14 protein-coding genes, 2 tRNA genes and 2 pseudogenes are annotated in these 12627 nt (G+C 63.6%); 9 read left to right on the top strand and 9 right to left on the bottom strand.

The annotated features are described in order from the left end of the window. Nucleotides 1-40: 40 nt before the first annotated feature. Together MJ8_RS11800 and MJ8_RS32790 are read right to left on the bottom strand one after the other, a co-directional pair. A complete protein-coding gene (locus MJ8_RS11800; protein ID WP_201414525.1) occupies nucleotides 41-1024 on the bottom strand; it encodes a glycosyltransferase family 8 protein in 984 nt (327 codons plus the stop codon). 73 nt (nucleotides 1025-1097) lie between these two features. After that, a pseudogene (locus tag MJ8_RS32790) lies at nucleotides 1098-1319 on the bottom strand (DapH/DapD/GlmU-related protein); the annotation flags it as partial. A gap of 466 nt (nucleotides 1320-1785) precedes the next feature. Between MJ8_RS32790 and MJ8_RS11790 the strand changes: the two are divergent. Then, nucleotides 1786-2571 (top strand): hypothetical protein, encoded by a 786-nt coding sequence (locus tag MJ8_RS11790; protein WP_201414523.1) that lies wholly within the window; start codon nucleotides 1786-1788, stop codon nucleotides 2569-2571. Between the two features lie 289 nt (nucleotides 2572-2860). On the opposite strand, the gene MJ8_RS11785 is transcribed toward MJ8_RS11790, so the two are convergent. Beyond that, nucleotides 2861-2937, bottom strand: a tRNA-Arg gene (locus MJ8_RS11785). 53 nt (nucleotides 2938-2990) lie between these two features. Continuing rightward, the gene (locus MJ8_RS11780; RefSeq protein WP_041001802.1) at nucleotides 2991-3296 is read right to left on the bottom strand and encodes an ETC complex I subunit; all 306 of its coding nucleotides are present in this window, start codon (nucleotides 3294-3296) and stop codon (nucleotides 2991-2993) included. A gap of 244 nt (nucleotides 3297-3540) precedes the next feature. Here MJ8_RS11780 and MJ8_RS32785 point away from each other — a divergent pair. The 5 genes and pseudogenes from MJ8_RS32785 to MJ8_RS11760 all read left to right on the top strand — a co-directional run. Beyond that, a pseudogene (locus tag MJ8_RS32785) lies at nucleotides 3541-4101 on the top strand (NADPH-dependent FMN reductase); the annotation flags it as partial. Then, nucleotides 4075-4509 (top strand): YybH family protein, encoded by a 435-nt coding sequence (locus tag MJ8_RS32780; RefSeq protein ID WP_412177115.1) that lies wholly within the window; start codon nucleotides 4075-4077, stop codon nucleotides 4507-4509. The pseudogene MJ8_RS32785 and the gene MJ8_RS32780, both read left to right, overlap by 27 nt. A 135-nt stretch (nucleotides 4510-4644) precedes the next feature. Next, nucleotides 4645-5820, top strand: a complete 1176-nt coding sequence (locus MJ8_RS11770) for a flavin-containing monooxygenase (protein WP_201415398.1) — start codon at nucleotides 4645-4647, stop codon at nucleotides 5818-5820. Nucleotides 5821-5892: 72 nt separating this feature from the next. Beyond that, a tRNA-Pro gene (locus MJ8_RS11765) sits at nucleotides 5893-5969 on the top strand. Between the two features lie 66 nt (nucleotides 5970-6035). After that, on the top strand, nucleotides 6036-6758 hold the full coding sequence (locus MJ8_RS11760; RefSeq protein WP_201414521.1) for a hypothetical protein: 723 nt from the start codon (nucleotides 6036-6038) through the stop codon (nucleotides 6756-6758). Nucleotides 6759-6920: 162 nt separating this feature from the next. Here the strand turns inward: MJ8_RS11760 and MJ8_RS11755 are convergent, their stop codons facing one another. Both MJ8_RS11755 and MJ8_RS11750 read right to left on the bottom strand, forming a co-directional pair. Beyond that, complete coding sequence (locus MJ8_RS11755) at nucleotides 6921-7343, bottom strand: type II toxin-antitoxin system VapC family toxin (protein ID WP_201414520.1); 423 nt, start codon at nucleotides 7341-7343, stop codon at nucleotides 6921-6923. Then, on the bottom strand, nucleotides 7340-7594 hold the full coding sequence (locus tag MJ8_RS11750) for a FitA-like ribbon-helix-helix domain-containing protein (RefSeq protein ID WP_201415397.1): 255 nt from the start codon (nucleotides 7592-7594) through the stop codon (nucleotides 7340-7342). Before MJ8_RS11750 ends, MJ8_RS11755 begins: the two co-directional genes overlap by 4 nt. 188 nt (nucleotides 7595-7782) lie before the next feature. Between MJ8_RS11750 and MJ8_RS11745 the strand changes: the two genes are divergently transcribed. Continuing rightward, nucleotides 7783-8046 (top strand): hypothetical protein, encoded by a 264-nt coding sequence (locus tag MJ8_RS11745; RefSeq protein WP_201414519.1) that lies wholly within the window; start codon nucleotides 7783-7785, stop codon nucleotides 8044-8046. Nucleotides 8047-8149: 103 nt separating this feature from the next. Here MJ8_RS11745 and hdaA read toward each other — a convergent pair whose 3' ends face one another. The 3 genes from hdaA to MJ8_RS11730 are packed head-to-tail and all read right to left on the bottom strand — an operon-like array spanning nucleotide 8150 to nucleotide 10647. Beyond that, the gene (gene hdaA / locus MJ8_RS11740) at nucleotides 8150-8854 is read right to left on the bottom strand and encodes a DnaA regulatory inactivator HdaA (protein ID WP_201414518.1); all 705 of its coding nucleotides are present in this window, start codon (nucleotides 8852-8854) and stop codon (nucleotides 8150-8152) included. Between the two features lies 1 nt (nucleotide 8855). Then, nucleotides 8856-10118, bottom strand: coding sequence for an AI-2E family transporter (locus MJ8_RS11735; protein ID WP_412177099.1), 1263 nt, complete (start codon nucleotides 10116-10118; stop codon nucleotides 8856-8858). Further along, nucleotides 10015-10647 (bottom strand): CDP-alcohol phosphatidyltransferase family protein, encoded by a 633-nt coding sequence (locus MJ8_RS11730; protein WP_201414516.1) that lies wholly within the window; start codon nucleotides 10645-10647, stop codon nucleotides 10015-10017. The genes MJ8_RS11735 and MJ8_RS11730 overlap by 104 nt, the downstream gene beginning before the upstream one ends. A gap of 184 nt (nucleotides 10648-10831) precedes the next feature. Here MJ8_RS11730 and purM point away from each other — a divergent pair, with 184 nt between their 5' ends. Together purM and purN are read left to right on the top strand one after the other, a co-directional pair. Further along, nucleotides 10832-11911, top strand: coding sequence for a phosphoribosylformylglycinamidine cyclo-ligase (purM, locus tag MJ8_RS11725; RefSeq protein ID WP_201415396.1), 1080 nt, complete (start codon nucleotides 10832-10834; stop codon nucleotides 11909-11911). Next, the gene (gene purN, locus MJ8_RS11720) at nucleotides 11908-12615 is read left to right on the top strand and encodes a phosphoribosylglycinamide formyltransferase (RefSeq protein WP_201414515.1); all 708 of its coding nucleotides are present in this window, start codon (nucleotides 11908-11910) and stop codon (nucleotides 12613-12615) included. Before purM ends, purN begins: the two co-directional genes overlap by 4 nt. Nucleotides 12616-12627: the final 12 nt, after the last annotated feature.

Genomic DNA, 12627 nt, shown 5'->3' with positions numbered 1-12627 from the left:
ACGCGCGGTTACTATCCACAGCGGCGCGGCGGCGGATGGTTCAGCCAAAGCCGCCGAGCACTTCCGGGAACTGGACCGCCAGTGCGCCTTCTTCAGCCTGCCGGGCGTAGATCCGATGCATCTTCGAGCCGTCATATCTGGCGCGGCGGCGCTGGATATCCTTGCCGAAAAGGCCGGCAACGACGTCGAAACGGCGGAAGAAGCGCTTCATCACGCCGCGCTCGAAGGGTATGCGCTGCTCGAACGGCTTGCGCCAGGGCGTACCCTTTGCCAGGTCGCGCCAGATGCTCAGCGCCTCCAGTTCGACTCCGACCTGGCTGCCCCACGGCTTGCCGCCGGCGAAATGCCTGGCCCAGGCTTGGGAAAAGCGAAACTCCCTCGTCCCCAGCGATTGCAGATTCCAGTTCGGGTGCATCGTCTGCCATTTGCCCTCGAAGACGACGTTCAACGCATTTTGGTCGTTCATCTTGCCTTGAATGGCGGTCTTTCGGGTTTGCTCCAGCAGGGCATTCTCGCGGACCGCGTTCATGTCGAAGACGACGACACCCGAATTGAAGTATGGCGCACCGGGCGCCAGCTTGAGCTTTTGCCGGTAGGAAGGCCTGAAATACATATAGTCGTCATGCGCGGCGAGCAGCGGGGCGCGCAGCGGCTGTCCAGCCAGGTCATTGATGTCTCGGTTGAAGAGAACGTCGCAGTCCGTGTATGCGATGCGATCATACGGCTCGAAAAACGGAAACCGGTCGGCGAAAAGCCGAACGTAAGCGGCAATGCTGTAGGTCCCGAAACGAAACCCGAAATTCGTCATGAAGTCCGTGACATCCACCAGTTTGACTCTGCCTTTCAACAAGCGGCGGGCGACTTCAAGATCGGGTTCGCTCGCACCGGTGTAGAGCAGAAAGCCGTCGATCGGCGTGGAGACGTCCAGTATCCGGCGCGCTGTGAGGCAGGCATAGGGAAAGTAGTTGGCATCCGTCGCCAGGAAGAAACACGACTTCATCGTTCCGCTAACCGCTGCCGTCATTTCGTCGCGTGCCTGCCACAGAATGCCTCTCGACGAAAGCCTCTATGGGACCGGTTAGGATGGCCGCCTCGGCCTTGATCTTCTCGTCGTCCCAACGCCACCATTGAATGGCAAGCAGTTTCGAGATGATGTCCTTCGAAAAGCGGTATCTGATCAACCTTGCCGGGGAGCCGCCGACGATCGCGTAAGGAGGCACGTTCTTCGTGACCACCGCCCCTGCCCCGACGACAGCGCCGTCGCCGATCTCGACGCCCGGCAAAATCATGGCGCCGTTGCCGATCCAGACATCATTGCCGACGGTAACGCCACCCGGCCTGCCGCCATTTGCAATCGGCTCGGGCTGCTTCAGCAACCGACTGTAGATCGGAAACGAAGTTGCGCTCCCGGTCGGATGCTGGCCGGAGCATATGAAGAGCACTTGGCCGGCAACCGAGCAAAAGGCGCCGATTTCCAGCGGGGCGTCCTTCGAGGGAAACAGGACCTTTCGCCATGTCACGCCGTAGGTATGGCGGCCGACCCTCACGTGTTCCGGCAATTTGGAACGTGCGTCTCTCAGCCATTTGGACAGCGCAGACATTTGGATATCTCCCCAACGCTCCCGCGACGTAGTCTTGGATCGGTCGAGCCATCAACCAAGAAACTTTGGACAGGCGCAAGGGACCAATCCATCAGTCCCTCGCCCCACATTGGGAACTTTTGGGTGGATTGCAGTTGCGCGTGTTGGTAGTGGGAGCATCTCAGGCACTCTCCCGTTTGATCGAATGAACGACGTTTTTGGTTATATCGTCTATGGCGATAACGAGGTTTATCATTTTGGCGCACTGCTTAGTGCACTTAAGCTTTTGTACAATTGCCCAAGCGCCAAAATAATCATCGCAACAGACAGGCCCGATCTTGTTCGCCGATATCCCATCGAGACGATGATCATAACCGCCGACCAGAAAGAGCTGATGTCTTTCGGCTGGCGCTATCATTTCGGCATCAAAGCTGCTTTCCTGATCGAAATCCTGAAGCGGGCGGACCGCCTCATCTTCATGGACTCCGACCACTATCCCTATGTCGATCCCTCCAGAGGGTTCCAACATATTTCGCCGACTCGCTCCTTCATGCGTAAATGCGAGGGCGAGCATCGGCTTTACCCCGTTCTCACAGGCAAGGGCATCAAGATCGGAGACTACACCCTGACAGGCCACGAACCAATGTGGCAAAGCGGAATCCTGGGCATTCATCGTGCCAATATCGGATCGTTAACCGACGCTTATTCCGCGATGCTGGCCGTACGCGAATTGACCAAAACCGATGCCCCAGAGCAGTTCTGCATCGGCGTCGCACTCTCGCGAAATGAGCTGATTGTCAGTCGGCACCGCCTTCCGGTCAGCGACTACAACACACGTGGGAAAAAGGCTTTCGCCAGCCCGCGCGTGCTGCAATTCTTCAAGATGTACGGGGAGGCTCCGATAACCGAGCAAATAAGGAGAGCCGGTTGGTATCGCTTGTGGCGAACTCCTATGGATCTATGGCGCCAGCGGGATAGGTGGTCATTTTAAGTCGGCAGCTGTCAGGCACGGCAGGCCTCCCGGCGATTTTGCCAATTGCCTCTTCGATGCCAATCCTTCCTTGGCGTCTTAGGGCATGGGGATCGCGGAAACAGATCCAGCCGTCGTTGAAGCCGCCGAGAATTATCATGCGCATTTCGGGCGGCGCATGCCCTGCTGCCAGCGCTCGCGCGGAATGATACGCGCCTCGCTCCGCCAAAGTGCGGGCGTTCGTGGAGTTTGATCTCTTGGCGAAGGTTTAGATTCAGAGTCAGCCGGATCCGATAGCCATTGAGTAGATTGGCGATCCCGGCAGGATTCGAACCTGCGACCATCGGCTTAGAAGGCCGGTGCTCTATCCAGCTGAGCTACGGGACCGTCGGCCGGCCGAGCCGGCTGGTCATTCATGCCGCGTGGGGCAGGACTCGAAGTCAGTGCGTCCAGGGCGTCCTGCGGTCATAGCGGAAATTGTCCGAATAGGAAATCTGCCGGCGCTTGGCTTCCTTCGGCTCTTCGACGCGGTAGGCGATCTTTTCCTTCTCGGCGTAGGCAATCGCCTCTTCCTTCGTGTCGAAGGTGAGCTTCACCTGGCTCAGCATGTCGCCCGAGCTGGTGTAGCCCATCAGCGGGTCGATCTTCTTGCGTTGGGCGGGATCGAATTCCAGCACCCAATATCCGGTCTTGGCCTTGCCGGACTGCATCGCGGTTTTGGCTGGACTGAAAATGCGCGCGGACATGACCACCTCTTTGCCGCCCGAAGACCGGGTACCGTTGTTCAGCGCCGTTTCCAGGGTCATCGGGAGCCTGAAACTCGCGCCAACCCGTCATTACTGTGCAATCACCGCGGCGGCAAGGCCGCAAGCGCCTCGGGCGCACGCCGGCGCAAGGGAACCTCGCTCCGCTGCCGACATTATCGAAACGTCGGGCGGCCGAGCCGTGCCGGCCTTCCCTGTGAGCCACCAGCAAAACGGACGTTTCGCCATGACCGATGCAACCGAACATGCCGTCCTGCAGCTCGCCGTGCTCGTCGGCAGCCTGCGCGCCCAATCCTTCAGCCGCAAGATCGCCAAGGCGCTGGCCGCCCGTGCGCCGGATTCGGTGCGCTGCCGCTTCGTCGAGATCGGCGAGCTGCCGCTCTACAACGAGGATCTGGACGGCGACAGCCCGCCAGCGGCGTGGTCGGCCTTCCGCGCGGCGATACGCGAATGCGACGCGGCGCTGTTCGTCACCCCGGAATACAACCGCTCGATCCCGGGCTGTCTGAAGAATGCGCTCGATGTCGGCTCGCGGCCGTCGGGCAAGAGCGTGTTCAAGGGCCTGCCCGCCGGGGTCGTCAGCGTCAGCCCTAGCAAGATCGGCGCTTTCGGCTCCAACCAGGCCCTCCGGCAGACCTTCGTCTTCCTGGACATGCCGGTGATGCAGCAGCCGGAGGCTTACATCGGCAATGTCGCGGAACTGCTCGACGACAAGGGCGCCGTCACCAATGCCGATACCGCCGCCTTCCTCGAGAATTTCATGGCCGGCCTGGAAAGCTGGATCAGGAAGGTGCATCCCGGCGGCTCGTCCTTCGATGCCTTCATGAAGCAGCGCGAGAAGATCGCCGAGGATTATGTCAACGGCGATGCAACTTCGCTGAAGGCGATCGTCACCCATGCTGGGCCGGCGACGTTCTTTTCGCCGCGCGGCGACCATCTCGAAGGCGCCGAGGCGGTTGCGGGCCGCTACGAGCGCGACGCCGCGAGCTTCCACAAGGGCGGCAGCACCGACCTGGAGGTGCTGCAGGCTTCAGCGAGCGGCGATCTGGCCTTCTGGACCGGCCTGCAGCATGCCAAGACGCGCATGGGCAGGAACGGCGAGGCGACCGAGATGACCTTGCGGGTGACGGAAGTGTTCCGGCTGGAGGACGGCGCCTTCAAGCTGGTGCATCGCCATGCCGACCCGGCTCATTAGCCGGCGCTTGTAAAATCCGCGACACAATGCCGGAGGTTTTTGCAACAGCCGCCTATTCCTTTTGGCCGGTGGGCGGCATATGTCAGATACATGATCGTGCCACTTGAAGGCATGATGACGACGATAAAGACACGAATGGGCGCGGAAGCGAAAGTCTTGCCGTCGGGGGTCGGCGAGCCAGCGATATTGGACGGCACGATTGTCATCGGCGCGGGCGCCGCAGGGCTTGCCGCCGCGCACGCACTGGCCGGGGCCGGCGTGACGGTGCAAGTCCTGGAGCGCGAGGGGCGGCTGGCCGAACCCTGGCATCGCCGCCACGACAATCTGCATCTCAACACGCATCGCGACCTCTCCGCATTGCCCGGCGTTTCTTATCCGGCAGGGACCCCGGCTTTCCCGCATCGCAGCGCTGTCATCCGTCACCTCAACGATTTCGCCCAAACGCACCGGCTGCCGATCGCCTTCGGTGTCGTGGTCGACGAGATCGAATTTCGCGACGATCACTGGCTGCTGCGGACAAATACCGGCGTGATGGCGGCGCGGCATGTGGTGATAGCCACCGGGCGCGACCGGCAACCCTTCATTCCCGCCTGGAAGGGCATGGAGGATTTTTCGGGATCGATCATCCACTCGGCCGATTTCGGCAAGGCAAGCGACTATGCCGGCAAGAAGGTGCTGGTGGTCGGCGCCGGCAATTCCGGCTTCGACGCGCTCAACCATCTTTCCGGCGTCGAGACGGGCCAGATGTGGCTTTCGGCACGCAATGGACCTTCGCTGCTGCCCAAACGCATCCGCAAGATCGCCGTGCACCGCATATCGCCGCTCATGGCCAGCCTGCCGACAAGGCTCGCTGACGCGGCCATGGCGGCAACCCAGCGCCTGGTGTTCGGCGATCTGACGAAATACGGCCTGCCGCCTGCCCCGGCGGGCGGCGCCAGCCGGCTCGGTTCCGACTATACGGCGATCGCCGCGGACGATGGCGCGGTCGCAGCCATCAAGGCCGGGCGCATCATCGTGGTGCCGCAGTTGCGCGAATTCAGGCCCGGTGGCGTCGTGCTCGACAATGGCCAGACGATCGCGCCCGACATTGTCATCGCGGCCACCGGCTATCGCACCGGGCTGGAGACGATGCTGGGTGGGCTTGGCGTGCTCGACGCCAAGGGCGTACCGCTGTTCAACGGCGCCGCGAACGATCCGCAGCTCCCCGGGCTCTGGTTCACCGGCATGCGGCCGAGCATTCGCGGCTGCTTTGCCAATGCAAGAATCCAAGGCGCCGCGATCGCCAGGAAGATCGCCGGCCAGAAGCGCTGAATCGAACGGTCGCTTTTGATCTCCGTTTTTGTGTTGCCTTCCAGGCGTGCGACCCCTATACGCGCGGGGCGTCGGAGTGTAGCGCAGCCTGGTAGCGCACCTGATTTGGGATCAGGGGGTCGCGTGTTCGAATCACGCCACTCCGACCATCGCTTCCTTCTCGACAGAACCAAGCCGGTCTTGGCGTCCTGCATTCCGGCCAGAGGAGGTCTCGCTTGGCAGCCGTGGTCGTAGCAATCCTCGACAGGGACAATTGGGACGCCAACGCCGACATCATCGTCGTCGTGGATGTCGCCAGACGTAGGCTGACATGGGTGCCGCGCGACTTGTGGTCTCCCCTCCTGAGCGACCGCATCAACGCAGCTTTCGCTATGGGTGGCGGAAGCTTGCTGCTCGATGCGCTTGCGGGACTGGGGTTCACGGCGGAAAGCGCGATCTGCCTCCGGCGCGGCGCGACCGAGGCCGCGCTCGCCAGCGCCAGCGTCAGGGTTCCGATCCGCGCGCCGCTCGATTTCTGGTATCCGCTGACACCGACAAGCCGCATCGAGGACGGGCGCCAACAGGTTTCCTTCCGGCCGCCCGCCGAAACATTAAGGGGCGCCCGTCTCCATCAGTGGATCGGCGCCCGCACGATGGTCAATGGACAGGGAACCGACTTCCACCGCATGCGACGCCAGATCGTGTTCCTGCGCGCGCTCCTTGCCCAGGGTTTCGATTTCCGTCTCGCGCTGAAGGATCCGGCCCTGGTGCGCATCGCGGGCGAGGATCCGTTGCCCCTGCTTGCCCGCGTCACCGCCGGTTGGCGCATGCGGGTGCATGACTGGGTGGACGACGCCGTCATCGACGGCAAGATGGTCCTGGTCCCGCGCAAGCCGAAGCCATGGTGGCGGCGGCAACTGCGCCGGCTGCGGGACAGGCTGAAGGGAAAGCGGACCTAGCCCGTTTGGCCGCTGGAACGGTAAACCCGCCGGGCGAGAACCCCAACACCTCGAGCCCGGCGAGCCTACAACCCGATCTGGAACGCGACCGGGACCGGGATCAACCGGCATTGTCTGCCTTGCAAGAGCGATGCCGGAAAGGCTGTTCCGGAATGGGACAAGCTAGGCTGCGGGCTCCCACGGGTTGATCACGGACACACTGGCCGCATAAAACGGCGCCGTGTCGCGCGACGCGACCTGAAAGCCTTTCGCGGCGGCGATGGCTGCGATGTATCCATCAGGCACGGGAAACCCCTTTCCGGCGGCTCTCGCCTTTACGGCGAGACCGGCATAGTGGCGCGCCGCCTCGGCGTCGAAGGCCAGGATGCGCTGATCGAAGACTGCACAAATCCCGCCAAAGGCTTCGGCCAGCGCATTTTTGCGCCGGCTGGCAGGCATGGCCTCGATGCCGAACAGCACTTCCGCCACGGTGACGCTGGACAGATAGAGCGTCTCGGCTACCCGCTCGTCCAGCCAAGCCAGGACCGCAGCGTTAGGTTGTGGTCTCATCACCTCCGAAACGACATTGGTGTCCAACAGGATCATTCGAACTTCAGCGGCTCAGCCGGGCTTTTTTGACGGGCTTGTTCAAGTGCTTCGACGTCCTTGTTCGTCACGCCCGATCGGCGAGCGATGGCAGACAATAGGGTGCCTACCCTGACGCGGCTTTCCGGCCGAACCGCGGCTTCAAGAATGGCGCGGATTTCCGCCTCCGTGCTGCGGCCATTGATGGCCGCGCGCACCCGTAAGGCACGATGCGTTTCCTCCGGAAGGTTTCTGACCGTAACAGCAGCCATTGATATCATACCGATTTCATTGATACCAATGTAGCACATCATCATTTCGATGTCACGTGCCCGCCGATGAGCCTTGCTTATCGTCGTGCCCGGCCATGCGAGCCGGTTTCTGCCGGGGCGCGGCGCGAACAATCTCCTCGCTTCCAGCTTTGTCGCCGGTCTAAACTTTGAACAAAAGGGGGAATTCCATGCCTGTTGTCGAGGCGGTGCTGTCGCTGATCGGCCCAGCCTATTTGGCCTATTACGGCTTCGCGGTTCCGGTCATGGTGGTCTGGGCAATCCTGTGCGCTGCGCTCTGGGTCTGGAACAACCGGCCGAGCAAGAGAGCGGGCGGCGTCGCGCGATCGCGGTCCGCCGGCCTGATGGTTTTCGTCCTTGTTGCCGCCTGTTACATCGCGGCGCATACGGGCGTGTATCTTTTGGCCCGGCATCTGGCCGGGCTATGGGCGTGACAGCCCTAAAGCGCGTCGCGATCTTTCAGACTCGCTCCAAGCGAGTTTTTGATTTTACGCATGTTTTTATCCCGAAACCGGCTCCCACTTTCGGGATACATGCTTAGATATCGAACTCGCCCTGCCCCTCGTCCATGGCGCTGACGGTCTCGGCCGCAAGCGCGCGGGTGATCGGCGTCTTGCGTTCGAGGGCTGCGCGGTCGAGGCGCTCGACGACGCGCATGGCGGTGCCAAGCGAGCGCTCGATGCGGCGCACCAGATATTGCACCACATGCGGCTCGACCTCGACCTGACGGTCCGCGAAGAGTTTTGTGATGACGCCGGCGAGCAGCAGGTCGTCGGGCTCGTGGATCTCGACCGTCGCCGCCGCCTTCAATCGCGAGACGAGATCGGGCAGCGCGACACGCCAGGCCGAGGGGAACCGCCGCGCGGTGAGCAGCAGCGTCGAGCCCGCGCCGCGCACGGCGTTGATCAGGTGGAACAGGCCAGGCTCGTCGATCGCCGCCTTGTCGATGTCGTCGATGAGCGCCGGCCTGTCGCCGAGTGCGGCTATGTGCTCGCCGATTCGGCCGGGATCGATGGCGACGGCATGCGCTCGATCCTGCCAGATCCGGGCGAGGTGCGTCTTGCCGGAGCCCGGCGGCCCGGCCAGCACGACGACCGGTGACGGCCAGTCCGGCCAGCGGTCGATCAGCGATGCCGCTTGCGCATTGGTGCCCGAGACGACGAGCTCGTCGCGCGAATAGCCGGTGCCATGGCCGAGATCGAGCGGCAGCTGGCGCGGCGTATCTGCTGGCTGAGCAGCCATTTCAGCCCCGATTCGAGCGGTGGCCGCCGCCGCGATCGGCCGGCAATGGCGGCGCGGGTTGGGTGGCGTGGCCCTTGTAAAGCGGCGATTCGAGATAGCGGCCGATAGCGAAGCGCACCAGCACGGCAATCGCCGCCGAGGCCGGCACGGCAATCAAGAGGCCGACGAAGCCGAACAGCGCGCCGAAGGCAAACAGCGCGAACATCAGCCACACCGGATGCAGGCCGACGCTCTTTCCGACCAGCCTCGGCTGCAGGATGTTGCCCTCGATGAACTGGCCGACGAAGAACACGCAGGCGACGGCGACCACCATGGTCCAGTCCGGCCAGAACTGGACGAAGGCGACGCCGACGGCGAGCACCAGCCCGGTCAAGGAGCCGACATAGGGGATAAAGGAGATCAGCCCGGCGAAGAAGCCGATGAGGATGGCGAAGTTCAAGCCGGTCAACGTCAGGCCCGTGGCATACATGGCACCGAGCACAAGGCAGAGCGTGCCCTGCCCGCGCACGAAGCCCGCGGTGGCGGTGTTGATGTCGCGGGCGAGCGCGCGCACCGTCTCGACATGGTCGCGCGGCACCCAGCCGTCGACCTCGGCCACCATCCGGTCCCAGTCGAGCAGCATGTAGAAGGCGACAACCGGGGTGACGACGAACAGGCTGACCACCGAGACCAGCGCCACGCCCGAGCTCCAGATCGAGGTGAAGACGGTGGTGAGCAGACTGAAGCCGGAGGTCAAGAGCGAGTTCAGCCCGTCGCGCAGGCCGGCGGCGTTGACGCCGAAACGCTGTTCCAGCCATTTCGGGTCGAAGCTGGTGATCAGCGACTGCAGGCGGGTGAGATATTCCGGCAGCTTGCGGGCGAAATCGGCCATCTGCGTGGCCAGCACCGGCACCAGGATGACGAAGGCCAGCACCACGACGACGATGAAAGCGATCAGGATCACCACCGTCGCCATGAGGCGCGAGAGGCCAAGCCGCTGCAGCCAGTCGGCGACCGGGTCGAGGAAATAGGCGAGCACCATGCCGGCCACGAACGGCAGAAGGATACCCGAGAAGACATAGAGGAACAGCGCAAGCAGGACGGCCGTCGCCAACCAGAAGAAGACCTGGCGACGAAGCCCACCGGAGCTGTCGGCGGCGGCGATCACCGCGCCATCGCTCTCAGGCGTCCGTGCTGGGGCCGCCCGACTTGCCGATGCCCGACTTGATGTCGCCGGACTTGGTGCTGTCGTTCTGGGAGTTGCTCGTCCGGGAGCCTTCGCCATAGCCGCTCATATGCCTTAGCCAAGCCACGAGATAGGCCGCGGCCGAAGCCACGGTCAAGACCCCGGTCAGCAATATGAGCGCCGTCCGCAGCGGGCCGAGATGCACGGAAAAGGCAAGTTCGCCCAACACAAGCGCCGCCAGCACGATCTGCGCGGCGGTGTTGGCCTTCGACACAAAGAGCGGTTTCACCTCGACCGGATGGCTCATCACGCTGGACAGGAGCACCGCACAGACGATCAGCCCGTCACGCGAGACCATGGTCACCACCAGCCACAGCGGCAGTTCGCCGGCAAAGCCCATGACGACGAAGACGGAGACCAGCAGGAGCTTGTCGGCGACCGGGTCGAGGTAGGCGCCGAGGCGGGACGACTGGTTCCAGCGGCGCGCGATGAAGCCGTCGACGCCATCGGAAATGCCGGCGACGAGGAATCCGGCGAAGGCCCAACCCCAAAGCGACTGCAGCATGGCCAGCACCACGGCGGGCACAAGCAGCAGCCGCATGATCGTGATCATGTTGGGAAGGGTCACGTGAGGTCCCGTCGTGTCTTTTGTTGAGAAAAGATGAGGGAGATGGAAGATTGGCGCAAGTAGCGGGGCAGCTCCGGCGCCTCGCCCACTTTCCAAGGTTTTGTCGGCTGGGATAGCCGTCATCCTTGCTCCCCGAAACCATTCATGCGAAGAGCCCGCAATGACAAACAGGGACGAGCCGACGATGAGCAAAGGCGACAAGGCCAAGCGCAGGAACGGGCTCACCTATGCCGAGGCGGGCGTCGATATCGACGCCGGCAATCTGATGGTCGAGAAGATCAAACCGCTGGTGCGCGCGACGCGCCGGCCGGGCGCCGACGGCGAGATCGGCGGCTTCGGCGGGCTGTTCGACCTGAAGGCGGCCGGCTTCACCGATCCGGTGCTGGTCGCCGCCAATGATGGCGTCGGCACCAAACTCAAGATCGCCATCGATTCCGGCAAGCACGACACGATCGGCATCGACCTCGTCGCCATGTGCGTCAACGACATCGTCGTGCAGGGGGCGGAGCCGCTCTTCTTCCTCGACTATTTCGCCACCGGCAAGCTCGATCCCGAGCAGGGCGCTGCGATCGTCGGCGGCATCGCGCAAGGCTGCCGGCAGGCGGGCTGCGCGCTGATCGGCGGCGAGACGGCCGAGATGCCCGGCATGTATCACGACAAGGACTACGACCTTGCCGGTTTCGCGGTCGGCGCGGCCGAGCGCGGCCAGCTGCTGCCGACCGACGACATCGTCGAGGGCGACGTGCTGCTCGGCCTTGCTTCGTCCGGCCTGCATTCCAACGGCTTTTCGCTGGTGCGCCGGATCGTTGCCGCGAGCGGCCTTGGCTGGAGCGATCCGGCGCCGTTCAACGAGGAGTTCAGCCTCGCCGAGGCGCTGCTCGAGCCGACGCGCATCTATGTGAAGTCGATCCTGAAAGCGATCCGCAACACGCATGGCATCAAGGCGCTCGCCCACATCACCGGCGGCGGTTTCCCGGAAAACATCCCGCGCGTGCTGCCGAAGGATTTTTCGGCCGAGCTCGACCTCGAGGCGATCGACGCGCCGCCGGTGTTCTCGTGGCTGGCCAGGACCGGCGGCGTCGCGCCGGAAGAAATGATGCGCACCTTCAACTGCGGCATCGGCATGATCCTCGCGGTCGCCTCCGGCCAGGCTGCGCAGGTCGCGGCGGTGCTGCAGGAAGCCGGCGAGACAGTGACGCCGATCGGCCGCATCGTGCCGCGCCGCGACGCCGGCGTCATCTACAGGGGCTCGATCGGCCTATGAGCAGGAAACGCACGGTCGTCCTGATCTCGGGACGCGGCTCCAACATGACGGCGCTGATCGCGGCGGCCAGCGACCCAACCTATCCGGCCGAGATCGTCGGCATCATCTCCGACCGCGCCAACGCCGCCGGCCTCGGCATAGCCCAGTCGCGCGGCATCGCCACCAAGGTCATCCAGCGCGCCGACCATCCAAGCAAGGACGCTCATGACGCCGCGATCGACGCCGCGCTTGCCGGCTTCGGCGCCGACATCGTCGCGCTCGCCGGCTATATGCGCATCCTCGGCCGCGGCCTCGTCGAGAAATGGCAGGGGCGCATGGTCAACATCCACCCTGCCCTGCTGCCGGCCTTCAAGGGTCTGGACACGCATGCGCGCGCGATCCGCGCCGGCGTTCGCATCCATGGCTGCTCGGTGCATTTCGTCACGCCCGAGATGGATGACGGGCCGATCATCGCGCAGGCCGCCGTGCCGGTGATGGTCGGCGACAATGAGGACACGCTTGCCGCGCGCGTGCTGAAGGTGGAGCACCGGCTCTATCCGCTGGCGCTGGGTCTGGTCGCCGAAGGCAAGGCGCGCATGGAAAAGGGCCACACCGTGCTCGCCCACTTCGCCGACGACGCCGACAACGCCACTTCGGTGGTGATGGCACCCGACCCGCTGCGCGAGGAGACGGACCTCGAACAGTTGGCGCGGATCACGCCTTAGTTTGAACCTGTC

Source organism: Mesorhizobium sp. J8, assembly GCF_016591715.1.
In the GTDB taxonomy this organism is placed as follows: domain Bacteria; phylum Pseudomonadota; class Alphaproteobacteria; order Rhizobiales; family Rhizobiaceae; genus Mesorhizobium.
Note: the sequence above shows the minus strand (reverse complement) of the source record. Positions and strands in the feature narration are given on the sequence as shown.